Consider the following 22,225-nt stretch of genomic DNA (forward strand, 5'->3'; position numbering starts at 1 on the left):
CGATGACCTATATCACCAAGCCGCGCCTCCTTGCCGATGTCCAGCCGCGCAATGCCATCGGCTTCACCCGGCGCGATTATGAGGGCCGCGTTTCCACCCTGTGCGCGGGCTGCGGGCACGATTCGATCAGCGCCGCCATCGTCCAGGCGGCCTGGGAGCTGGATCTCGAACCCCATCGCCTGGCCAAGCTTTCGGGCATCGGCTGTTCGTCGAAGACGCCGGACTATTTCCTGGGGGCCAGCCACGGGTTCAATTCGGTCCACGGCCGGATGCCCTCGGTGGCCACCGGCGCGAACCTGGCCAACCGCGATCTCACCTATCTTGGCGTTTCGGGTGACGGCGATTCGGCCTCGATCGGCATCGGCCAGTTCGCCCATGCCATGCGCCGGGGGGTGAACCTCACCTACATCGTCGAGAACAACGGGGTCTATGGCCTTACCAAGGGCCAGTTCTCGGCCACGGCCGACAAGGGCTCGAAAAGCAAGAAGGGCGTGCTCAACCCCGACAGCCCGATCGACATGGTCGCCCTCGCGCTGCAACTGGGCGCCAGCTATGTCGGGCGCAGCTTTTCGGGTGACAAGGATCAGCTGGTGCCGCTGATCAAGGGCGCGCTGCGCCACAAGGGGCCGGCCTTCATCGACGTGCTGTCGCCTTGCGTGACCTTCAACAACCACGCCGGCTCCACCAAGTCGTATGACTATGTGCGCGAGCACAACGAGGCGGTGAACCGGCTGGAGGTGATCCTGCCGCGCGATGCGATCGAGGCCAGCTATGAGCCGGGCAGCTTGCGCCGCGTGGTCCAGCACGATGGCTCGATGCTGCTCCTTCGCAAGCTGGGCGACGACTATGATCCGACCGACCGGATCGGCGCGATGAACCACCTGCACGAACGCGCCGCGCTGGGCGAGATCGTCACCGGCCTGCTTTACGTGGACGAAGGCGCCGAGGATCTCCACCGCCACCTCAACACGGTTGAAACCCCGCTCAACCAGTTGGGCGAGGCCGAGCTGTGTCCCGGCTCGCAGGCGCTGGACGCGCTCAACGCCTCGCTGCGCTGAGCGCCGGCGCGGTTATCCGCGCATCGCGGTTGCCAGCGGCTGCGAGGTGACCGGATAGCCCCGGCCTTCAGGGATGGTGAGATGGCGCTCGCCGTCGCGTTCCTCGATCCATGGCGAGATCGTCGTCACCGGGTGGGCGGCGGCGTGGTCGGCGGCCTCGGAAAATTCGGCGAACAGGGCGAGCCGTTCGAGATTGCGCCGGGTGGGGAAGATCACCTGCGGTCCGCCCCGGTCGGCGCTGGCCAGGGTATCGGCCGCGCTCGACCAGAACAGGCGGCTGTTCTCGGTTCCGTCCACCGCCAGGTCCACCGCGCCAGTGCCAAGGTCGGTCAGGTAGAAGCGGGTATCGAAGGCGCGTTCGCGGTTGGGGCACCAGCGGGCGAAGGGCACCAGTCGGTCCAGCGCGAGCGCCCAGCCGAACCGCTCCAGCACCGTGCCAAGTTTGCCGCTGTCCAGCAGCACGGCGCGGGCCTCGGCCGCGGCGCGGGCGGTGACGGCCTGGTTTACACCCACCAGCAGCCCGGTTTCCTCCAGCGTTTCACGGATGGCGGCGATGCGGTTGGCCGTCTCCTCCGCCGGCAGCGGCGCGCCGGCGGGCGCGAGGCGGGCGGCAAGGGCGTGGTCGGCCGGATCGACCCGTCCGCCCGGAAACACCGTGGCGCGGGCGGCAAAGCGCATATGCGCCGCGCGTTCGATCATCAGCAGTTCGGGCGGGCCACCGGCGGGCGCGCGGCGGAACACCACCAGCGTGGCGGCCGGGGTGGGCGGCGTTGCGGCGCCTTCGGGCGGGGGCTGGTCGGTCGTCATGGGCTGTTCCGGATTGTGCGGGAGGTGGGCGGGCAAGTCCATCGGGGATCTGGCCGGAACCGGGCCGGTGCCGTGGCGGGGGAATTGTCGGCTTGGTTTACACATGGGCCGGGGCGGGTAACCAGGCTTTCTGACGAGAATGGCTGTTTTCCGCGCATTTTCAAGTTTGGCACGGCTCGTGCTATACCCTGGATACCCCAAGCAGTCTCGAATAGAGGCGGGTCCGCATCCTGGTCTCCGCGGCCCGCCTCCCCGAGAAAACGATATCTCCTGAGCGTACCCGGTCCCACCCGGCTCGCTAAAAAGGCCCGCGAACCCCCAGGGGTTCGCGGGCCTTTCTGATTCGTCCGGCCGGACTGGCCCGGAAAGGCCGGCTCAGGCGGCGGGCTTGACCGCGGCCTCGGCCATCAGCTGGGCCAGCTCGCCGGCCTCGAACATTTCCATCATGATGTCGCTGCCGCCGACGAATTCGCCCTTCACGTAGAGCTGGGGAATGGTCGGCCAATCGGAGAAGGTCTTGATCCCCTGGCGGATCTCCATGTCCTGCAACACGTCGACGCTGGCATAGTCGACGCCGAGATGATCGAGGATGGCGATCGCGCGGCTGGAAAAGCCGCACTGCGGGAACAGCGGCGTGCCCTTCATGAACAGCACGACGTCATTGCCGTTCACGATTTCGGCGATGCGGGCGTCGGTGGGGTTGTTGGCGGTGTCGGACATGGGTTTCGGCAACCTCGATTGGAATGGGGCTTGGCGCTCAATTGGGAAGTGCGGTGGTCAGTTGCAAGGCGTGGAGTTCGCCGCCCATGCGCCCGCCCAGCGCCTTGTAGACCAACTGGTGCTGGGCCACGCGGTTCTTGCCGGCAAAGGCCGCCGAAACAACGTGGGCGGCATAGTGATCCCCGTCGCCGGCAAGGTCGGTGATGGTCACCTCCGCGTCGGGCAGGGCCGCCTTGATCAGCGCGGCGATATCGTCGGCGGCCATGCCCATCGCAGGATCCTCAGGCTTCGCCGAGCAGGGCGCGGCGGGCTTCGACCAGCTTGGCCTCCAGCGCGGCGCGCACTTCGCCATCGCTCGATTCCACCCCGGCGCCGATCAGGTCGCCCAGCACCTTGCGGATCACGTCCTCGTCGCCGGCTTCCTCGAAATCGGCCTGGACGACCGACTTGGCATAGGCCTCGGTCTCGGCGGCGGACAGGCCCATGCGCTCGGCCGCCCATTCGCCCAGCAGGCGGTTGCGGCGGGCGACCACGCGGAAATGGGTGTCCTCGTCACGGGCAAACTTGGCCTCTTCGGCGCGTTCGCGGTCATTGAAATTGGTCATGGTCTCGATCCCTGTTGTGGACGGCGCCTGAAGCTGGCCAGGGCCGGTCCAATTGGCATTGATGAAAGTCAGGCAATGAAATTCAGGCATTCTGATCAGGCGGGGACCCCGGTGGCGAGGAACGGGCGCTCGGCCCGGGCCTGGGCCTCGTAGGCGCCGATGGCATCCTGGCGAGCAAGGGTCAGCCCCACTTCGTCAAGCCCGCCCAGCAGGCAGTGCTTGCGGAAGGGGTCGATCTCGAAGGTGAAACGGTCCTGGAAGGGCGTGGTCACGGTCTGGTGTTCGAGGTCGATCGAAATCGTGTGCTCGCGCGCCACTTCCATCAGCCGGTCGATCGCCTCCTGCGGGAGGACCACGGTGAGGATGCCGTTCTTGAAGGCATTGCCCGAAAAGATGTCGGAGAAGGACGGCGCGATCACCGCCTTCACGCCCATGTCGAGCAAGGCCCAGGCGGCGTGTTCGCGGCTGGAGCCGCAGCCGAAATTGTCCCCCGCCACCAGGATCGGCGCGCCGGCGTATTCCGGGCTGTCGAACAGGTTGCCGGGCTCCTTGCGGAGCGCCTCGAAGGCGCCGCGCCCCAGGCCTTCGCGGCTGATGGTCTTGAGCCAGTGGGCCGGGATGATGATGTCGGTATCGACGTTCTTGAGGCCGAACGGATAGGCCTTGCCCTCGATCTCGCGGACGGGTTCCATCAGTCGGTCTCCGGAGCGTCTTCGGGGCGGGCGGGGGCGGCCTTCGCCTTGTCGGCGTCCTTGCGTCGCGAACGGTAGAGCAGGGCGGCGGCCAGCGCGGCCGAGCCGATCGCGGCGCCGGCGATGGCGGCCTTGCCGGTCCACGCGCCGGAACGGTTTGGCTTGTCGGATTCCTTGGTCATGGTTTCCCTATGTGACGCCCGGCCGCGCGGTTCAAGCCGGCTGCGGCGGAATTTCGCCTTGCGGGGGCGTTGCATTGGCCCTGGCCGGTGCTTGCGCGGGCGTTCCGCAGGCCATGCAGAAGCGGAAGAAGGCCATCTTGCGCGAATGGCACGATGGGCAATGGTCGAACAGGGTCATCCCGCAATGGACGCAGAAGTTGGTTTCGGCCCCTTCCATCGTGGCGATCGGCCGGTCGCAGCCGGGGCACTGGCGCGCGGCCATCTTGCGGAAGGCCTCGTCGTGGCTGACCCTGGCCCGCCGCTCGGCCTCGGCCTGGGCCTCCGATTTCTGCCGGCTTTCCAGGTAGCGCCGCATATTCTTGATCAGGAACACCCCGGCCGCGAAAGTGAGGAGGATGCCCACGCCATAGCGGACATAGCCGCCGTAGCTGGGCAGATAGGGCACCAGTTCGACGAAGAACACGAAGACCGCGGCCAGCACGAAGCCGCGCCCCAGCGGCCAGTAATCGCTCTTGCGCTTCCTCGCCACCAGCCAGGTGCCGACCGCCAGCATCGGCAGGGTGACGGCGAGGCGCAGGAGGAAGACCCTGAGTTCCTGCCAGAACCGCGCCCGCTCGCGCGCCGGCTCGGCGGCCTGGGCGGCGCGGGCCTGGGCGCCCTGCAGTTCGGAGCGCTGCTGTTCGAGCGGCAGGCGCTCGTTGTCGAAGGCATTGACCTGGCCTTGCAGGGTGCGCTCGCCGGCCTTGAGCGCTTCGAGCTGGCGGGTGCGGGCGACGACTTCGGGATCCTGCGCCGGATTGGTCGTGGCGGTGCGGGTGGCGATCCAGGCCTGGAAGGTTTCGGTCCCGGTTTGCGAGGCCTTGCGCGCCTGATCAAGCTGGAGCTGGACGATGGCGCGCCTGTCGTCGATCTGGCCGATGCGCTCGGACACTTGCGCGATTTCGCGGCCAAGGCGCTGTTCGGCGGCGCTTGGCGCGGTCACGCCATATTCGCCCGCGCCGACCTGCGGCAAGTCGCCGATGACGAGGTTGCCAAGCCCGATGATGAACCCGGCGAAGACCACCGAGACCAGCCAGAGCACGATGGCATAGGCCTTTTCCGGTGCGCGTGCGGCCTTGAGCATGACCTTAGTCCCTCCCGTTGCGGAGGGCAGGCTAGCCCAGGTGGGCGGCGAGTTCCAGCCAGCGCGCCTGTTTTGCCGCCAGCGGCATGGCGGCATGGGCCGGGCTGGACGAGGGCAGGTCGATCAGGGCGAGGGACGATCCCGCCAGCGCCCTGCGGCCGATCGCGGCGGCGCGGGCACCGTTGAAGCCCACGGCGCGCAGGGCGGGGAGGGTTTGGGCCAATTGCCGCAAGGGCGCGGCCTCGGCCTCACGGATCGCCGCATCGAGGCTGCCCGTGCGCCGGGCCGAGGCGATCGCGTCCCACAGGCCAAGGCCGGCGGCGAGGAGCGCGGCGAGGCGGGCCTCATAGGCAAGGTCTGGCAGGTCGGCCCGCCCGATCACCGCGCCGGCGAGGTGCCAGAAGCGGTTTCGCGGGTGGGCATAGTAGCGCCCCGCTGCAAGGCTGGCCTCGCCCGGCAGGGAGCCGAGGATCAGAACCCGCGTATTCGGCGCGACGACCGGCGCGAAGGCCTGCTTGCGGCGTGTCTCGACTTCGCTCGACACGAACGAACGTGGGGTTTCGTTCGACATGAACGGAGGTGGCCTGCCGAAGCCGGCGGTCAGGCCAGCTCGCGCACGTCGGTGAGCTTGCCGGTGACCGCGGCGGCGGCCGCCATCGCCGGGGAGACGAGGTGGGTGCGCGCGCCCGGGCCTTGCCGGCCGACGAAGTTGCGGTTGGAGGTGGAGGCGCACCGTTCGCCGGCGGGCACCTTGTCGGGGTTCATGCCGAGGCACGCCGAACAGCCCGGCTCGCGCCATTCTAGACCGGCCGCGATGAACACCTTGTCCAGCCCCTCGGCCTCGGCCTGGGCCTTCACCAGGCCGGAACCGGGGACGACGATCGCCCATTTGACGCTGGCGGCCTTGTGCCGGCCCCTGAGCACGGCGGCGGCGGCGCGCAGGTCTTCGATGCGGCTGTTGGTGCAACTGCCGATGAAGACGTTCTGGATTTCGACGTCGGTCATCTTCGTGCCCGGCGTGAGGCCCATGTAATCGAGGGACCCTTGCGCGGCGCGCTGCTTGGAGGGATCGGCGAAGCTTTCGGGCGCGGGAACCACGCCATCGATCGGCACGACGTCTTCCGGGCTGGTGCCCCAGGTGACGGTGGGCTTCACGTCGGCCGCCTGGATCACGACCGACTTGTCGAACCGGGCGCCGGGATCGGTGGGGAGGCTGCGCCACCAGGCCACGGCCTTGTCCCAGGCTTCCCCGGTGGGGGCCATGGGACGGCCCTTGAGCCAGGCGAAGGTCTTCTCGTCGGGCGCGACGAGGCCGGCGCGGGCGCCGCCTTCGATGCTCATGTTGCAGACCGTGAGGCGGCCCTCGATCGACATGGCCTCGAACACGGGGCCGCGGAATTCGATCACGTGGCCGGTGCCGCCGGCCGTGCCGATCACGCCGATGATGTGGAGGACCAGGTCCTTGGGGGTGACGCCGGGGCCGAGATCGCCCTCGACGCGCACTTCCATGGTCTTGGAGCGGGTGAGCAGCAGGGTCTGCGTGGCGAGCACGTGCTCCACCTCGCTGGTGCCGATGCCGAAGGCGAGCGCGCCGAGGCCGCCGTGGCACGAGGTGTGGCTATCGCCGCACACGATCGTGGCGCCGGGCAGCGAGAAGCCCTGTTCCGGGCCGACGACATGGACGATGCCCTGTTCGCGGTCGGTCGCGCCGATGTAGCGGATGCCGAATTCGGGGGCGTTGTGTTCCAGCGCGGCAAGCTGCTGGGCGCTTTCCACGTCGGCGATCGGCAGGCGTTGGCCCGCCGCATCGAGCCGCGCGGTGGTCGGCAGGTTGTGATCGGGCACGGCGAGGGTGAGATCGGGGCGGCGCACCTTGCGCCCGGCGGTCCGCAGTCCTTCGAAGGCCTGGGGGCTGGTCACCTCGTGGACGAGGTGGCGATCGATGTAGATCAGGCTGGTGCCGTCGGGCTGGGATTCCACGACGTGGGCGTCCCAGATCTTTTCGTAGAGCGTGCGCGGAGTGCTGGTCATGATGGGCCGGACCTAGGGAGCCGGGGGGCGAAAAACAAGCCAAAAGGGCGCTCCCGCGGGAGCGCCCTTCGTGTGCCGGCCGGCGAGCGGCGGGTGATTACCAGCGGCGACCGTCCGGACGGCCATTGCGGTCGGTGCGCTCGAAGTGGAGGCGGTCCCTGGCCCGGTCAATCCGGGTCTGGAGGATCCGGAATTCGCGGTCGTTGAGGCCATCGCGGTTGAACGCCCGGAACTGTTCGCGGATGTCGCGGACTTCGCGGCGCAGGCCCCAGGCTTCGCGCTCGGAGATGCGGTCGCGGTTGTCGGAGCGGTTGACCCGCTGTTCGAGCTGGACGATCTGGGCGCGGATGGCCTCGGCGCGGGCCGGTGTCTGGTGACGGCCCCAGTCGCGCCCCGGGTCGCGCCCGTGGTCGTACCCGCCGTAGGGCTGGGCCGATGCCACCCCGGCCGAGCCGAGCGCGGCGATGGCGGCGAGGGCCGGAACCACGATCCTGGTGAACTTGTGCATGACCTGTACTCCTCTGGTTCATTCTGCCGGACATGGCCTTGCCGGTGTCCGCAGGTTCAGGTTTTACCCCTCCGAGATGAACGGCGGTGAAACGCCGGCCTGGCCTTCGTGTCGTAAAATGTCGCGCGCCGTCGCGCTTTGGGATAGGGCGGCGGCATGAGCACCGGCGCTGCCATCCTGATCGTCGCCGCCACTTTCCTTGCGATGGAGGGGGTGGCCTGGTCGAGCCACAAGTACGTGATGCACGGCTTCGGCTGGTGCTGGCACCGCGACCACCACGAGCCCCACGACAAGGTGCTGGAGACGAACGACCGCTATGCGCTGGTCGGCGCGGCGATGAGCATTGCGGCCTTTGCCCTGGGCAGTCCGCTGGTGATGGGGGCGAAGGCCTGGGCGCCGGGCACGGAAATCGGGCTTGGCATTCTGCTTTACGGGATCGTCTATTCGCTGATCCACGACGGGCTGGTGCACCAGCGCTATTTCCACTGGGTGCCGCGCAAGGGCTATGCCCGGCGGCTGGTCCAGGCGCACCGGCTGCATCACGCCACCATCGGCAAGGAGGGCGGGGTCAGCTTCGGTTTCGTCTTCGCGCGCGATCCGGCGGTGCTCAAGCAGGAGCTGAAGGCGCAGCGCGAACGGGGAATTGCGGTGCTGCGCGAGGCGGTCGGCGATTGAGGCCTATTCCGGCCGCGTCCAGATCCACGCGCCGCTCGCACCGCAAGCCAGCACCGGCGCAAGCACCCAGGGCCAGCCGGCCAGGGCGGCGGAGAGGGCGATCGTGGCGCCCATCGCGGTGAGCGCGGCGAGCTTGGCCTTGCGCGAGATCGCGCGGCGCTCCCGCCACTGGCGCAGCGGCGGGCCATAGCGCGGGTGATCGAGCAGACGCCGTTCCCACGCCGGGTTGGACCGGGCGAAGCAGACCGTGGCGAGGAGGAAGAACGGCACGGTGGGCAGCAGCGGCAGGGCCACGCCCAGAATGCCGAGACCAACCGCCAGCAGCCCGCCGCCGAGCCAGAACGGGCGGGCGAGGCGCTTCACGCCGCTCCCGAACCGCCGCTGGCGATACGCGCCGCCGTTTCGCGGATCAGGGCGATCATGTTGGGCACGCCCTGGGTGCGATTCGAGGAGAGCTGGTTTTTCAGGTCGAACGGGGCGAGGGCCTCGGCGATGTCGGTGGCGGCGACTTCTGCGGCCGGGCGATCCTGCACCGCGGAAAGGACGAGCGCGACGATGCCCTTGGTGATCGCGGCATTGCTGTCGGCCAGGAAATGGAGGCGGCCGTCCTCGGTTTGCGTGGGGTAGACCCAGACCGAGGCCGAGCAGCCGCGCACCTTGGTGGCGTCGGTTTTCAGGGCATCGGGCATGGGATCGAGCTCGCGGCCAAGCTCGATCAGCAGGCGATAGCGTTCATCGCCATCGAGGAATTCATATTCTTCGCGGATATCGTCGATCGGGCGCATGGCGGCGCGTTTAGGGGCGGGCGCGGCGGGGGGCAAGATACAGCGTGGCACTGGTTAACCGGCTGGAAACCGGGGCGGCCGTACCTGGGCCTATCTACTTTGGGGGAGGCAGCAATGTTCAGGGCGGCGCAGTTTCTGGTTCGGCACAAGATCGGCGTGGTGGCCGTGGTGGCGATCGGCGTGGTGGTGTTCGGGCGCGGGGGCGACGAGCGCAAGGCGGTGAACCCGTGGGGCACCGATGCGGCCCAGCAAGCAGCCAGCGATGCCCAGGTCAGCCTCGCCGACAAGGCGATCGGCGTGGCGGCGGGGGCGGCCAGGGACTATGCCGGGGTCGACGTGGGCAAGTTCCTGCCGGGCAGCCTCAAGAAGGACACGGTCGATAACTGGCAGAGCGCCGGGGATGCGGCCCGGCGCGCCAACGGCAACTGAGGGCTTGCTTTCGGCGCGACAAGCGCCTATTTGCCCATCCATCCCGACATTGTGATGCAACGTCAGGGCTGGCGCCGAAAGGGGCCGGCGCGAAACTTCGTTGCATCGCTGGCGGTCGGGCTTGGTTGGAGCAGGCATTGGCGGATATCGCGCGCATTACCGAAGTGATCGAGCCGGAGGTGAAGGCCCTGGGCTTCGATCTCGTGCGCGTGATCATGTTCCGCGGCGGCGAGATCGGCTCGATCAGCGGGGATGAGGAACTCACCCTGCAGATCATGGCCGAGCGGCCCGAGACCGGGCAGCTGGTGCTGGATGATTGCGCCGCGCTGTCGCGCCGCATTTCCGACCGGATCGATTCGCTGGAGGAAGCGGGCGAGATCCTGATCGCCGATGCCTACCGGCTGGAGGTGTCCTCGCCGGGGATCGACCGTCCGCTGACCCGCCTTCGGGATTTCGCCGAGTGGACCGGGCACGAGGCCAAGGTGACGCTGACCGCGCCGGTGGACGGCAACCGCAAGAGCCTCCAGGGCGAGATCGCCGGCGTGGACGGCGAGACGGTGCAGCTGGATGAGCGCAAGTCGGGCCGGGTTTCGTTTCCCTTTGGCGATATTCAATCGGCCAAGCTGGTCCTGACCGACCGGCTGATCGCCGCCGCCAGGCCGATCGACGCTTCCGGCGCCGACGAGACCGAGATCGAGATAGACATCGAAGCCGGGGGCGAGCCCCTCGCAGAGCAGGAAGACTGATTATGGCCAGTGCGATTTCCGCAAACCGCGCCGAGCTCCTGGCGATCGCCAATGCGGTCGCCACGGAAAAGATGATCGACAAGGCGATCGTCATCGAGGCGATGGAAGAGGCGATCCAGAAGTCGGCGCGCAACCGTTATGGCGCCGAGAACGACATTCGCGCCAAGCTCGATCCGCGCACCGGCGACCTGCGCCTGTGGCGCGTGGTCGAAGTGGTGGAAGTGGTCGAGGACTACTTCAAGCAGGTTGACCTCAAGGCCGCCGAAAAGCTCCAGCCGGGCGCCAAGCTGGGCGACTTCATCGTCGATCCGCTGCCGCCGGTGGACCTGGGCCGCATCGATGCCCAGTCGGCCAAGCAGGTGATCTTCCAGAAGGTCCGCGATGCCGAGCGCGAGCGCCAGTATGGCGAGTTCAAGGACCGCGCCGGCGAAGTGATCACCGGCGTGATCAAGTCGGTCGAGTTCGGCCACGTGATCGTCAACCTCGGCCGGGCCGAGGGCGTGATCCGCCGCGACCAGCAGATCCCGCGCGAGGCTGCCCGCGTGGGCGAGCGCGTGCGCGCGCTGATCCTCAAGGTGGAGCGCCAGAACCGCGGCCCGCAGATCTTCCTCAGCCGCGCGCACCCGGAATTCATGAAGAAGCTGTTCGCCCAGGAAGTACCCGAGATCTACGACGGCATCATCGAGATCAAGGCCGCCGCCCGCGATCCGGGCAGCCGCGCCAAGATCGGCGTGATCAGCCGCGATTCCAGCATCGACCCGGTCGGCGCCTGCGTCGGCATGAAGGGCAGCCGCGTCCAGGCGGTGGTCCAGGAGCTGCAGGGCGAGAAGATCGACATCATCCCGTGGAGCGAGGACACCGCGACCTTCGTGGTCAACGCGCTCCAGCCGGCGACCGTTTCGCGTGTGGTGATCGACGAGGAAGAGAGCCGGATCGAGGTGGTCGTCCCCGATGACCAGCTTTCGCTCGCCATTGGCCGCCGCGGCCAGAACGTGCGCCTCGCCAGCCAGCTCACCGGCTCGCAGATCGACATCATGACCGATGCCGAGGCGAGCGAGAAGCGCCAGAAGGAATTCGCCGAACGCTCCAAGATGTTCGAGGAAGAGCTCGACGTCGACGAGACCCTGTCGCAGCTGCTGGTGGCCGAAGGCTTCAGCGAGCTGGAGGAAGTGGCCTATATCGAACTGGCGGAACTGGCCGGGATCGAGGGCTTCGACGAGGAACTGGCCGAGGAACTCCAGAGCCGCGCCTCCGAGGCGCTCGAGCGCCGCGAGGAAGCCGCGCGCGAGCTGCGCCGGTCGCTGGGCGTGGACGATGCCCTGGCCGAGATCCCCCATCTCACCGAGGCCATGCTGGTCGTGCTCGGCAAGGCGGGCATCAAGACCCTCGACGACCTGGCCGACCTGGCCACCGACGAGCTCATCGCCAAGAAGCGTACCGAGCAGCGCCGCCGTGATGGCGCCCGCCGCGAGCGCACCGACGACAAGGGCGGCGTGCTGGGCGAATATGGCCTGAGCGAAGAGCAGGGCAACGAGATCATCATGGCCGCGCGCGCCCATTGGTTCGAGGACGAAGACCAGTCCCAAGCCGAGGAGGCCGCCAATGCGGAATCCTCGCAATGAGCGCGTAAGCTCCGACAGTGCTGACGCCGGACCGGAAAGGAAATGCATCCTTTCCGGTGAGGTGGCTCCGCGCGATGCGCTGATCCGGCTGGCGATCTCGCCGGACGGTCTGGTGCTGCCCGATGTTCTGGCGCGGGCGCCGGGGCGTGGCGCGTGGATCGGCGTTTCGCGCGCCACCCTTGAAAAAGCGCTGGCCAAGGGCAACCTCAAGGGAGCGCTGGCGCGGGCCTTCAAGGGGGTCGCGCTGGCCATCCCGGACGATCTGGCCGACCGGATTGAGGCGGCGCTGATGCGCGCCTTCACCGACCGGCTGGGGCTGGAGATGCGCGCCGGCAAGCTGCTGGTCGGTTCCGACCGCATCGCCGAGAACGCGCGGGCTGGCAACGTGGCCTGGCTGGCCCATGCCGCCGATGCCGGCGAGGACGGCAACCGCAAGCTCGACCAGGCCTGGCGGGTCGGGCGCGAGGAGGAAGGTTCCGGTCTTCACGGCCTGCGCTTGCCACTGGACCGGGCGGCTTTGTCTGTGGCATTGGGCCGCGACAACGTCGTCCACCTGGCGCTGACCGATTCCGCGGCTGCCGAAAGGCTTGCCGCCGTGTTGCAGCGGCTGGCGCTCTTCATGGGCCAGTCCCGGGATGCAGCCGGCCAGGATGCAGCCGGCCAGAATGAAACCGGGACGGCCGGACAAGATGACCTGAGCGAGCGGGCGGTTTCAGCTTCGGCTGAAGCCCTTGCGCCCGCAGCGACGACGCATTGATTTTGAAGGACTGTTTGAACCGATGAGCGAGACCGACAACAAACCGACGCTGGGCCGCAAGCCGCTGGGGCTGAAGCGCTCGGTGGAAGCGGGCGAGGTCAAGCAGACCTTCAGCCACGGCCGCACCAACAAGGTGGTGGTCGAGGTGAAGCGGCGCAAGCTGATCGGCAAGCCGGGCGAGGCCGCGCCGGCCCCCGAGGCCGTGCCCGCCGCCCAGGTCCAATCTGCGCCGCCGCCGGTTGCCGCGCCCATCCAGCCCGCGCCGCCGCCGCCGCCACCTTCGGCCAACCGCGAGACCCGCCAGGAAATGCAGGCCCGCCTGCTGCGCGAGGCGGAGGAACAGCGCCTGCGGATGGCCGAGGACTCGCGCCGCCGCGAGGAAGAGGAGCGCCTGCGCGCGCTTGAGGAGGAGCGTCGCCGCGCCGAGGACAATCGCAAGGCCGCCCAGGCCCCCGCGGCTGAACAGCCTGAGGCCGCTCCGGCCGTGCCGGCTCCGGCCACCGAGCCTGTGATCGAGGCGCCTGCCGCCACCACCGCCGCCGCCGCGCCCGCGCCGGAAGCTGCCGCCGAGCCGGCTGCCGCTGCCGCTGCGCCCAGCGCGCCGGCCCAGCCCGCGCCGCCGCCGCGCCGGTTTACCCCCGTGGCCTCGGCGCCCGCGCCCAAGCGCCCCGAGCCGGCCGCCAAGAAGCCCGGTGCCCCGGCCCGCGACCGCAAGGGCGCCGACGAGCGCCGTGGCGGCAAGCTGACCGTGACCCGCGCGCTCAACGAGGACGAGGGTGCCCGCGCCCGCAGCCTCGCCGCCCTGAAGCGCGCCCGCGAGAAGGAGCGCCGCGCGCACTTCGGCGGCCAGCACCAGCAGCGCGAGAAGCAGGTGCGCGATGTCATCGTGCCCGAGGCGATCACGGTGCAGGAACTGGCCAACCGCATGGCCGAAAAGGCCGCGGACCTGGTCAAGTCGCTGTTCAAGATGGGCATGATGGTCACCATCAACCAGACGATCGACCAGGATACGGCCGAGCTGCTGGTCGAGGAATTCGGCCACAACATCCAGCGCGTGAGCGAGAGCGATGTCGACATCGACGCCGCCGCCGACGTGGATGCGCCCGAGACGCTGAAGCCGCGTCCGCCGGTGGTCACGATCATGGGCCATGTCGATCACGGCAAGACCAGCCTGCTCGATGCCCTGCGCGGCACCGACGTGGTGCGCGGCGAGGCCGGCGGCATCACCCAGCACATCGGCGCCTACCAGATCAAGACCAAGGGCGGCGACCTGATCACCTTCCTGGACACCCCGGGCCACGAGGCCTTCACCGAGATGCGGATGCGCGGGGCGAACGTCACCGACATCGTGATCCTGGTGGTGGCCGCCGACGACGGGATCATGCCGCAGACGATCGAGGCCATCAATCACACCAAGGCCGCCGGCGTTCCGATGATCGTGGCGATCACCAAGGCCGACAAGCACGAGGCCAACCCGCAGAAGATCCGCGAGCGCCTGCTCGAGCACGAAGTCATCGTCGAGGAGATGAGCGGCGACGTGCAGGACGTGGAGGTTTCGGCCAAGACCGGCGCCGGGCTGGACAAGCTGATCGAGAAGATCCTGCTTCAGGCCGAACTGCTCGAACTGACCGCCAACCCCGACCGCGCCGCCGAGGCGACCGTGATCGAGGCCAAGCTCGACAAGGGCAAGGGGCCGCTGGCGACCGTGCTGGTCAACCGCGGCACGCTGAAGGTGGGCGACATCCTGGTGGTGGGCACCCATTCGGGCCGCGTGCGCGCCATGCTTGACGACAAGGGCCGCCAGATCAAGGAAGCGCCGCCGGCCCTGCCGGTGGAAGTGCTGGGCCTTGGCGGCGTGCCGATGGCCGGCGACACCCTGACCGTGGTCGAGAGCGAGGCCCGCGCCCGCGAGGTTGCCGCCTATCGCCAGGAACAGGCGACCGCGCGCCGCACGACCCATGCCCCGGCCAGCCTCGAGAATATGTTCTCGGCGCTCGCCGCCAAGCAGGCGGTGCTGGAATACCCGGTGGTTATCAAGGCCGACGTCCAGGGTTCGACCGAGGCGATCGTCAATGCGCTGAACAAGCTCTCGAACGACGAGATCAAGGTGCGCGTCCTGACTTCGGGCGTGGGCGCGATCACCGAGAGCGACGTGGCCCTGGCTTCGGCCTCGGGCGCGCCGATCGTGGGCTTCAACGTGCGGCCCAACGCCAAGGCGCGCGAGCTGATCGAGCGCACGAAGGTGCCGATGAAGTACTTCGACGTGATCTATCACCTGACCGACGAAGTGGCCAAGGAAATGGCCGGCATCTGGGGGCCGGAACGGCTCGAACACGTGGTCGGCCGCGCCGAGGTCAAGGAAGTGTTCCCGGCGGGCAAGAAGGACAAGGCGGCCGGCCTGCTGGTGCTCGAAGGCTACATCAAGAAGGGCATCAACGCCCGCCTTACCCGCAACGACGTCATCGTTTCCAAGACGGTCATCGCCTCGCTGCGGCGCTTCAAGGACGACGTGCCGGAAGTGCGCGCAGGGCTGGAATGCGGCGTGGTCCTCCAGGACACCAACGACATCAAGCCGGGCGATATGCTCGAAGTCTTCGAGGTCGAGATGCGCGAGCGGACCATCGGCTGAACGGCGCCAATGGGCCATGAGCCAGGCCGGGGACCACGACGCATTGTGGGCCTTGGCCTGGCGCCCGTCCGGTCGGCGATTGCCGCCGTGCCGCATTTCCCCTGGCTGATCGGGCGAACCTGATGACCCGCTACGTTGCCTTCCTCGGTTCGATCAACGTCGGCGGCCAGCGGCTGACCATGGCCGAACTGCGCGCCGCGCTGGAGGCCGAGGGGTTCGCCGGGCTGGAGACGGTGGTGGCCAGCGGCAACGTGCTGTTCGACCACGACGAGCGGCCGACGCGCGGGCTGGAGGAGAAGCTGGAGCATCTGCTGCGGCATCGCTTCGGGATGCGCTCGATCGCGGCGGTCCGCAGCCGCGACGAGGTGGCCGCAGCCATTGCCGACAATCCCTTCGCGGCCAGCGGCGAGGCTAACCTGGTCCACACCATGTTCCTCGAAAGCGATGCCGATCCGGCGCAGTTCCGGGTTCTGCTGGCCGATCACGAGGGGCGCGGGCCGGAGCGGCTCGCCCTGGGTGACCGCGCGCTCTATATCGACTATGCCGGAGGGGTGGGGTCCAGCCGGCTGACCGCTCCCTTCCTCGAGCGGCGGCTGGGCCGGCGCGGCACGGCGCGCAATATGCGTTCGCTCGCCCGCATCCTGCACAAGTTCGACGAAACCAAGATGGACGAAGACCAAAACTGATGGCCCGCCAATCCGCCACGCCCGAAAACCGATCGGTCCGCCTGCTCAAGGTGGGCGAGCAGGTGCGCCATGTCATCTCCGAGCTGCTGATGCGCCAGATGGTGCACGACGACGTGCTGAGCGCCCATACCATCTCGGTCACCGAGGTGCGGATGAGCCCGGACCTGCGCCATGCCACGGTCTTCGTGAAGCCACTGCTGGGTTCGGACGAGGAGATCGTGCTCAAGGCGCTGCGGACCCACACGGCCTATTTCCAGAAGGAAGTGGCCGGCAAGCTGAAGCTGAAATATGCCGCCAAGGTCAAGTTCCTGCCGGACGAGAGCTTTGACGAAGCCAGCCGGATCGACTCGTTGCTGAACGATCCGCGCGTGAAGCGCGACCTGGCCGAGGACGGCGAGGACGACTGAGCGCGGCCTGCGAGAAGGGGGGGAGGCCGATGGACTTCGTGTTCCTGCATGGCGGCGGGCAGGGCGGCTGGGTCTGGGAACAGACCGTGGCGGCCATGGCGCTCCAGGCGCCGGGCCGGCATCGCACCCTGGTGCTGGACGTGCCCGGTTGCGGGACCAGGCGCGGCCGCGACACCAGCGCCATCGCCTTTCCCGAGCTGGTTGACGAGCTGTTGGCGGACATCGCGCGCGCGGACCTGCGTGATGTGGTGGTGGTTGGTCATTCGATGGCCGGAGTGGTCCTGCCCGCGCTGATCGCGGCGCGGCCCGACCTGTTCGCCCGGGCGATCCATGTTTCCTGCGTGGCGCCCGCCCCGGGTTCGAGCGTGCTCGACGCGGCCATGGCGATCCACGCCAACCCCCGCGCGCCGCTCCACGGCATTTTCGGCAATCCCGAGGTGCCGATGCGCGAGCAGTTCTTCCGGGCCTTCTGCAACGACATGGGGCCGGTGCAGGCCGAGGCCTTCCTTGATCGCCTGTCCCAGGATCACTGGCCCGAATCCGCCAGCGTCTATGCCGACTGGGCCTATGATCACCTCGCCGCGCTGCCCTCCACCTACGTGCACTGTCTGGAGGACACGATCCTGCCGCCCTGGGAGCAGGAGGTCTTTGCCGCCCGGCTCCATTGCGAGCGGACGGTCCGGATCGCTGCCGGGCACCAGGTGATGGTCACCCGCCCGCAGGGGCTGGCCGAGCTGCTGATGCTCGAAGCCGAGCCGCCGGCCTGAGCCGCCCGATCCGATTACGCGCCCTATCCGCTAACGCGAAGGTTCCTGCCAATGAACGATACCCTGGTCCAGGCCGCGGCCCTGATCATGCCGCTGGTGCTGGCGATTGTCTTTCATGAAGTGGCCCATGGCCGGGTGGCGCGCCATTTCGGCGATCCGACGGCACTGGAGCGGGGCCGGCTCACGCTCAACCCGCTGCGCCATGTCGATCCGATCGGCACGATCGTGCTGCCCGGGATGCTGGCGCTGGCGCACCTGCCGGTGTTCGGCTGGGCCAGGCCGGTGCCCGTCGACGCGCGGCGGCTGGACAATCCCCGGCGCGACATGATGCTGGTGGCCGCAGCCGGGCCGGCAACGAACCTGGCGCTGGCGCTGGTGGGGGCGGTGCTGCTGGGCCTGCTGGCGCGGCCCTTTGCCGGGGCCGGCGTGGGCGAGGGCGAGGCCGGCGGGCTGGTCGGGTTCCTGGCTCTGAACCTCATCAATTTCGTGATGATCAATGTGTTCCTGGCGCTGTTCAACCTGCTGCCGATCCCGCCGTTCGATGGGTCGCACATTGTCGAGGGGCTGCTGCCGCTGCGGCTGGCGCGCGGCTATGCGAAAGTGCGGCGGCTGGGCTTTGCCCTGGTGCTTGTGGTGCTGATCGTCCTGCCGACGCTGGTCCGGGGGTTCGATCCGATCGGCTGGCTGGTCAGGCCGCCGGTCGAATGGCTGACCGGACACTATTTCGCGCTGGCCGATGCGATCGCGGGTGGTTCAGGCCAGTAAGAAAGTGTCGCGGCCGCTTGGCCATTCGGGCCGGCCGCCCCATCTGGGTGGAGAGAGGAGGCGTGCCATGCTTCGCAAGTTGATCATGCCGGCCCTTGCCGCCCTGGCCGTGGCCGCGACCCCGCTGGCGGCGGGCGCCGCCCCGCCGCCGCCACCGCGCGCCGAGATCCCCTTCGCCAACCACGGCGGGGTGGACGACTGGCGCGTGGTGAGCGACCGTGAGATCTGGTTCAGGGACAGCCACCGCCGCTGGTTCCGCGCGATCCTGTTCACCCCGGCCATCGACCTGCCCTATGTCGAGCGGATCGGCATCGATGCCCGCCCGATGGGCACGCTCGACAAGTTCGGCGGGATCGTGGTGCGCGGGCAGCATTACGATTTCCGGTCGTTCGAGGCGATGCCCGGTCCGCCGCCCCGGCGGATCGCGCGCCGGCACTGATCCCCCGCTGCCGGCGGCAGCCGAGACAACAAGGCCTGACAGGCGGCGCGCGAGGCGCTAGGGCGCGCCGATGACCGCGCCTGTTGCCCCGCCTGCTCCCAACGGATGGATCATCCTCGACAAGCCGCTTGGCCTTGGCTCCACCCAGGCCGTGGCGGCGGTGAAACGCAATCTGCGCGAGGCGGGCTTCGGCAAGAAGGTGAAGGTCGGCCACGGCGGCACGCTTGATCCGCTAGCGACCGGCGTCCTGCCGATCGCGCTGGGCGAGGCGACCAAGCTTGCTGGACGGATGCTGGACGCGAGCAAGGTCTATGCATTCACCGTGAGGTTCGGGAGCGAGACCGATACGCTCGACCTTGAGGGCAAGGTGATCGCCGAGAGTTCGGTGCGGCCGACCTTGGCGGAGGTGGAGGCGGTGCTGGCGCGGTTCACCGGGGCGATCGAGCAGGTGCCGCCGGCCTTTTCTGCGCTGATGGTCGATGGCGAGCGGGCCTATGACCTTGCGCGCAAGGGCGCGGTGGTGGAGCTCAAGGGCAGGTGCGTGACGGTGTTTGCGCTGGCCCCCTCCGTCAGCCCTGACGGGCTGCCACCTCCCCCAGGGGGGGAGGGTCTTGGGGAAGTCACCCTGGAAGTCCATGTCTCCAAGGGCACCTACATCCGCAGTCTTGCCCGCGACATTGCCCGGGCGCTCGGGACCGTGGGGCACGTGACCATGCTGCGCCGGCTGAAGGCCGGGCCGTTCGGGATCGACCAGGCGATTTCGCTGGACAAACTGAACGAAATCGGCAAGGGCGCGCCACTTGAACAGGTACTCTTGCCGCTGGAGAAGGGGCTGGTCGACATCCCGGCCCTCGATCTCTCCCCGGAGCAGGCAAGGGCGGTCCGCCAGGGCCGCGTTCTGACCGGGGTGCCCTTTCCCGATGGGCTGTGCTGGACGCGAGAAGGTCACGTGCCGGTCGCGCTGGTCGAGCTTTCGGGTGGCGATCTCAAGGTCGTTCGGGGGTTCAACCTTTCCGATGTCGCGGAGTGAAGAATATGTCGGTTGCCGCTGAACGTAAGCAGGAAATCATCACGGACAACGCTCGCCAGTCGGGCGATACCGGTTCGCCGGAAGTGCAGGTCGCGATCCTCACCGAGCGCATCCGCAACCTGACCGAGCACTTCAAGGGCCACCACAAGGACAACCACTCGCGTCGCGGCCTGCTGATGATGGTCAACAAGCGTCGCAGTCTGCTTGACTACCTGAAGAAGAAGGATGTCGAGCGGTACAACGCCCTGATCCAGAAGCTGGGTCTGCGTAAGTAATCAAGCGGAGCGCCCCCTAGCGGGGCGCTTTTGCTTTCAGGCGGCTCCGCAATCCGGCGGGGCGCCCCTGGGGCGCGACAAATGCCCCGCACCGGACCGGGACGGAATCCCCGGCAGCAAACCCCGCCGGCAATAGGGCAGGCGGGTCCGAAGGAAATCTCATGTTCGACGTCAAGACTGTATCGATGGAGTGGGGCGGAAAGACCCTCACCCTGGAAACCGGCCGCATTGCCCGTCAGGCCGACGGCGCGGTCCTCGCCACCTATGGCGAAACGGTCGTGCTCTGCGCGGTCACCGCCGCCAAGTCGGTCAAGGAAGGGCAGGACTTCTTCCCGCTGACCGTGCACTACCAGGAAAAGTATTCCGCCGCCGGGCGCATCCCGGGCGGCTTCTTCAAGCGCGAACGCGGCGCCACCGAGAAGGAGACGCTGGTCTCCCGCCTGATCGACCGTCCGGTCCGTCCGCTGTTCCCCGAAGGTTTCTACAACGAGATCAACTGCATCGCGCAGGTTCTTTCGTATGATGGCGAGACCGAGCCCGATATCGTGGCGATGATCGCCGCCTCGGCCGCGCTGACCATCTCGGGCGTGCCGTTCATGGGGCCGATCGCGGCCGCGCGCGTCGGCTATGTCGATGGCGCCTACGTGCTGAACCCGAAGCAGGATGCGGCGCTGGCCGATGGCCGGCTCGACCTGGTCGTCGCCGCTACCGATGCTGCCGTGATGATGGTGGAATCGGAAGCCAAGGAGCTTTCGGAAGACGAGATGCTCGGCGCGGTCCTGTTCGCGCATGACGAGATCCGCAAGGTGATCGGCGCGATCGTCCAGCTCGCCGAGAAGGCGGCCAAGGAACCCTGGGACATCGACCTTTCGGACAGCACGGCCGATATCAAGAAGAAGCTCAAGGACCTGGTCGGCAAGGATGTTGCCGCGGCCTACAAGCTGACCGACAAGTCGGCCCGCTCGAACGCGCTCAACGCGGCGCGCGCCAAGGCCAAGGAAGCCTTCGCCAGCGAAGGCCCGCAGACCCAGATGGTCGCCATCAAGACCATGAAGAAGGTGGAAGCCGACATCGTGCGCGGCGCCATCCTCAACGACGGCCAGCGCATCGACGGCCGCTCCGTCACCCAGGTCCGCCCGATCGAATCGATGGTCGGCTTCCTGCCCCGCACCCACGGTTCGGCGCTGTTCACCCGCGGCGAAACGCAGACCATCTGCACCACCACCCTTGGCACCAAGGAATCGGAGCAGATGATCGATGGCCTCGAAGGCCTGCGCTACGAGAACTTCATGCTGCACTACAACTTCCCGCCCTATTCGGTCGGTGAAGTGGGCCGCTTCGGCGCGCCGGGCCGCCGCGAGGTTGGCCATGGCAAGCTGGCGTGGCGCGCGCTGCACCCGGTGCTGCCGACCAAGGACGAGTTCCCCTACACGATCCGCGTCCTGTCGGACGTGACCGAATCGAATGGGTCCTCCTCGATGGCGACCGTCTGCGGCGGCTGCCTGTCGATGATGGACGCCGGCGTGCCGATCAAGCGGCCGGTTTCGGGCATCGCGATGGGCCTGATCCTGGAAGGCGACAAGTTCGCGGTCCTCTCGGACATTCTGGGCGACGAGGACCACCTCGGCGACATGGACTTCAAGGTGGCCGGCACCGCCGAAGGCATCACCACGATGCAGATGGACATCAAGGTGGCCGGCATCACCCGCGAGATCTTCGCGGTGGCGCTCAAGCAGGCCAGCGAAGGCCGCGCCCACATCCTGGGTGAGATGACCAAGGCTCTGGGCGAGGCCCGGACCGAGCTTTCGGCCCATGCCCCGCGTATCGAGACGCTGCAGATCGACAAGTCGAAGATCCGCGACGTGATCGGCACCGGCGGCAAGGTGATCCGCGAGATCGTCGCCACCACCGGCGCGAAGGTGGACATCGACGACGAGGGGCTGATCAAGATCTCCTCGTCCGACCTCACCCAGATCGAGGCTGCCCGCCAGTGGATCCTCGGGATCGTGGAAGAGGCCGAGGTCGGCAAGATCTACAAGGGCAAGGTCGTCAACATCGTCGACTTCGGCGCCTTCGTGAACTTCATGGGCGGCAAGGACGGTCTCGTCCACGTGTCCGAAATGAAGAACGAGCGCGTGGAACGCCCGACCGATGTCGTCTCGGAAGGCCAGGAAGTCTTCGTCAAGGTGCTCGAGATCGACCAGCGCGGCAAGGTTCGCCTGTCGATGCGGGTGGTCGACCAGGAAACCGGCGAAGCGCTGGAGGACACCCGTCCGCCGCGCGAACCGCGCGAGCCGCGCGGTGACCGGGGCGATCGCGGCGATCGTCGTGGCCCGCGCCGCGATGGCGGCCGTGATGGTGGCCGGGGTGGTGACCGTGGTCCCCGCCGCGAGGGTGGCGATCGTGATCGCGGTCCGCGCCGCGAGGAAGGCGGCAACGCCGACCATATGCCGGCGTTCCTCAAGAACGACGACTGACACTTTCGCG

General features: G+C 68.2%; 27 protein-coding genes. 15 read left to right on the forward strand and 12 right to left on the reverse strand.

Annotated elements, in window-relative coordinates; all coding sequences use genetic code 11:
* Nucleotides 1–2: 2 nt before the first annotated feature.
* The gene (locus ACFOD9_RS07705; protein WP_379509503.1) at nucleotides 3–1,058 is read left to right on the forward strand and encodes a 2-oxoacid:ferredoxin oxidoreductase subunit beta; all 1,056 of its coding nucleotides are present in this window, start codon (nucleotides 3–5) and stop codon (nucleotides 1,056–1,058) included.
* 12 nt (nucleotides 1,059–1,070) lie between these two features.
* On the opposite strand, the gene ACFOD9_RS07710 is transcribed toward ACFOD9_RS07705, so the two are convergent.
* From ACFOD9_RS07710 to ACFOD9_RS07755, 10 genes are all read right to left on the reverse strand, one after another.
* Nucleotides 1,071–1,865, reverse strand: a complete 795-nt coding sequence (locus tag ACFOD9_RS07710) for an NUDIX hydrolase (protein WP_379509504.1) — start codon at nucleotides 1,863–1,865, stop codon at nucleotides 1,071–1,073.
* Nucleotides 1,866–2,240: 375 nt separating this feature from the next.
* Nucleotides 2,241–2,585 carry a Grx4 family monothiol glutaredoxin gene (grxD, locus tag ACFOD9_RS07715; protein WP_379509505.1) on the reverse strand — a complete coding sequence of 115 codons (345 nt, stop codon included), beginning with the start codon at nucleotides 2,583–2,585 and terminating at the stop codon, nucleotides 2,241–2,243.
* Nucleotides 2,586–2,622: 37 nt separating this feature from the next.
* Nucleotides 2,623–2,856 (reverse strand): BolA family protein, encoded by a 234-nt coding sequence (locus tag ACFOD9_RS07720; RefSeq protein WP_379509506.1) that lies wholly within the window; start codon nucleotides 2,854–2,856, stop codon nucleotides 2,623–2,625.
* A gap of 10 nt (nucleotides 2,857–2,866) precedes the next feature.
* A complete protein-coding gene (locus tag ACFOD9_RS07725) occupies nucleotides 2,867–3,190 on the reverse strand; it encodes a DUF1476 domain-containing protein (protein WP_379509507.1) in 324 nt (107 codons plus the stop codon).
* Nucleotides 3,191–3,285: 95 nt separating this feature from the next.
* The gene (gene leuD / locus ACFOD9_RS07730) at nucleotides 3,286–3,882 is read right to left on the reverse strand and encodes a 3-isopropylmalate dehydratase small subunit (RefSeq protein ID WP_379509508.1); all 597 of its coding nucleotides are present in this window, start codon (nucleotides 3,880–3,882) and stop codon (nucleotides 3,286–3,288) included.
* Nucleotides 3,882–4,064, reverse strand: a complete 183-nt coding sequence (locus ACFOD9_RS07735; protein ID WP_379509509.1) for a hypothetical protein — start codon at nucleotides 4,062–4,064, stop codon at nucleotides 3,882–3,884. The genes leuD and ACFOD9_RS07735 overlap by 1 nt, the downstream gene beginning before the upstream one ends.
* Before the next feature lie 31 nt (nucleotides 4,065–4,095).
* The gene (locus ACFOD9_RS07740) at nucleotides 4,096–5,187 is read right to left on the reverse strand and encodes a zinc ribbon domain-containing protein (protein ID WP_379509510.1); all 1,092 of its coding nucleotides are present in this window, start codon (nucleotides 5,185–5,187) and stop codon (nucleotides 4,096–4,098) included.
* Between the two features lie 31 nt (nucleotides 5,188–5,218).
* The gene (locus ACFOD9_RS07745; RefSeq protein WP_379509511.1) at nucleotides 5,219–5,758 is read right to left on the reverse strand and encodes a DNA-deoxyinosine glycosylase; all 540 of its coding nucleotides are present in this window, start codon (nucleotides 5,756–5,758) and stop codon (nucleotides 5,219–5,221) included.
* A 29-nt stretch (nucleotides 5,759–5,787) separates the two neighbouring features.
* Nucleotides 5,788–7,218 (reverse strand): 3-isopropylmalate dehydratase large subunit, encoded by a 1,431-nt coding sequence (gene leuC / locus ACFOD9_RS07750; RefSeq protein ID WP_379509512.1) that lies wholly within the window; start codon nucleotides 7,216–7,218, stop codon nucleotides 5,788–5,790.
* Between the two features lie 97 nt (nucleotides 7,219–7,315).
* Complete coding sequence (locus ACFOD9_RS07755; protein WP_379509513.1) at nucleotides 7,316–7,726, reverse strand: hypothetical protein; 411 nt, start codon at nucleotides 7,724–7,726, stop codon at nucleotides 7,316–7,318.
* A gap of 156 nt (nucleotides 7,727–7,882) precedes the next feature.
* On the opposite strand from ACFOD9_RS07755, the gene ACFOD9_RS07760 reads away from it, so the two are divergent.
* Nucleotides 7,883–8,401: a sterol desaturase family protein gene (locus tag ACFOD9_RS07760; protein WP_379509514.1), complete on the forward strand. Its 519-nt coding sequence runs from the start codon at nucleotides 7,883–7,885 to the stop codon at nucleotides 8,399–8,401.
* 3 nt (nucleotides 8,402–8,404) lie between these two features.
* On the opposite strand, the gene ACFOD9_RS07765 is transcribed toward ACFOD9_RS07760, so the two are convergent.
* Nucleotides 8,405–8,764, reverse strand: coding sequence for a YbaN family protein (locus ACFOD9_RS07765; RefSeq protein WP_379509515.1), 360 nt, complete (start codon nucleotides 8,762–8,764; stop codon nucleotides 8,405–8,407).
* A complete protein-coding gene (locus ACFOD9_RS07770) occupies nucleotides 8,761–9,186 on the reverse strand; it encodes a SufE family protein (protein WP_379509516.1) in 426 nt (141 codons plus the stop codon). Before ACFOD9_RS07770 ends, ACFOD9_RS07765 begins: the two co-directional genes overlap by 4 nt.
* Nucleotides 9,187–9,300: 114 nt before the next feature.
* On the opposite strand from ACFOD9_RS07770, the gene ACFOD9_RS07775 reads away from it, so the two are divergent.
* The 13 genes from ACFOD9_RS07775 (at nucleotide 9,301) to pnp (ending at nucleotide 22,215) form a co-directional block, all read left to right on the forward strand.
* A complete protein-coding gene (locus ACFOD9_RS07775) occupies nucleotides 9,301–9,615 on the forward strand; it encodes a hypothetical protein (RefSeq protein WP_379509517.1) in 315 nt (104 codons plus the stop codon).
* A gap of 137 nt (nucleotides 9,616–9,752) precedes the next feature.
* Entirely contained in the window at nucleotides 9,753–10,361 is a 609-nt protein-coding gene (gene rimP / locus ACFOD9_RS07780) for a ribosome maturation protein RimP (RefSeq protein ID WP_379509518.1), read from the forward strand.
* 2 nt (nucleotides 10,362–10,363) lie between these two features.
* Entirely contained in the window at nucleotides 10,364–11,983 is a 1,620-nt protein-coding gene (nusA, locus tag ACFOD9_RS07785; protein ID WP_379509519.1) for a transcription termination factor NusA, read from the forward strand.
* A complete protein-coding gene (locus tag ACFOD9_RS07790; RefSeq protein WP_379509520.1) occupies nucleotides 11,964–12,740 on the forward strand; it encodes a DUF448 domain-containing protein in 777 nt (258 codons plus the stop codon). Before nusA ends, ACFOD9_RS07790 begins: the two co-directional genes overlap by 20 nt.
* 22 nt (nucleotides 12,741–12,762) lie before the next feature.
* Nucleotides 12,763–15,369 carry a translation initiation factor IF-2 gene (gene infB / locus ACFOD9_RS07795; protein WP_379509521.1) on the forward strand — a complete coding sequence of 869 codons (2,607 nt, stop codon included), beginning with the start codon at nucleotides 12,763–12,765 and terminating at the stop codon, nucleotides 15,367–15,369.
* A gap of 122 nt (nucleotides 15,370–15,491) precedes the next feature.
* On the forward strand, nucleotides 15,492–16,055 hold the full coding sequence (locus ACFOD9_RS07800; protein WP_379509522.1) for a DUF1697 domain-containing protein: 564 nt from the start codon (nucleotides 15,492–15,494) through the stop codon (nucleotides 16,053–16,055).
* Nucleotides 16,055–16,462: a 30S ribosome-binding factor RbfA gene (gene rbfA / locus ACFOD9_RS07805; protein WP_379509523.1), complete on the forward strand. Its 408-nt coding sequence runs from the start codon at nucleotides 16,055–16,057 to the stop codon at nucleotides 16,460–16,462. The genes ACFOD9_RS07800 and rbfA overlap by 1 nt, the downstream gene beginning before the upstream one ends.
* A 29-nt stretch (nucleotides 16,463–16,491) precedes the next feature.
* Entirely contained in the window at nucleotides 16,492–17,229 is a 738-nt protein-coding gene (locus ACFOD9_RS07810) for an alpha/beta fold hydrolase (protein ID WP_379509524.1), read from the forward strand.
* 51 nt (nucleotides 17,230–17,280) lie between these two features.
* Entirely contained in the window at nucleotides 17,281–17,994 is a 714-nt protein-coding gene (locus tag ACFOD9_RS07815; protein ID WP_379509525.1) for a site-2 protease family protein, read from the forward strand.
* A gap of 67 nt (nucleotides 17,995–18,061) precedes the next feature.
* Complete coding sequence (locus tag ACFOD9_RS07820; RefSeq protein ID WP_379509526.1) at nucleotides 18,062–18,433, forward strand: hypothetical protein; 372 nt, start codon at nucleotides 18,062–18,064, stop codon at nucleotides 18,431–18,433.
* A gap of 70 nt (nucleotides 18,434–18,503) precedes the next feature.
* Complete coding sequence (gene truB / locus ACFOD9_RS07825; RefSeq protein WP_379509527.1) at nucleotides 18,504–19,463, forward strand: tRNA pseudouridine(55) synthase TruB; 960 nt, start codon at nucleotides 18,504–18,506, stop codon at nucleotides 19,461–19,463.
* A gap of 5 nt (nucleotides 19,464–19,468) precedes the next feature.
* Nucleotides 19,469–19,738, forward strand: a complete 270-nt coding sequence (gene rpsO / locus ACFOD9_RS07830; RefSeq protein ID WP_379509528.1) for a 30S ribosomal protein S15 — start codon at nucleotides 19,469–19,471, stop codon at nucleotides 19,736–19,738.
* Between the two features lie 161 nt (nucleotides 19,739–19,899).
* A complete protein-coding gene (pnp, locus tag ACFOD9_RS07835; protein WP_379509529.1) occupies nucleotides 19,900–22,215 on the forward strand; it encodes a polyribonucleotide nucleotidyltransferase in 2,316 nt (771 codons plus the stop codon).
* Nucleotides 22,216–22,225: the final 10 nt, after the last annotated feature.

Source organism: Novosphingobium bradum (assembly GCF_042646485.1).
Lineage (GTDB): Bacteria > Pseudomonadota > Alphaproteobacteria > Sphingomonadales > Sphingomonadaceae > Novosphingobium > Novosphingobium bradum.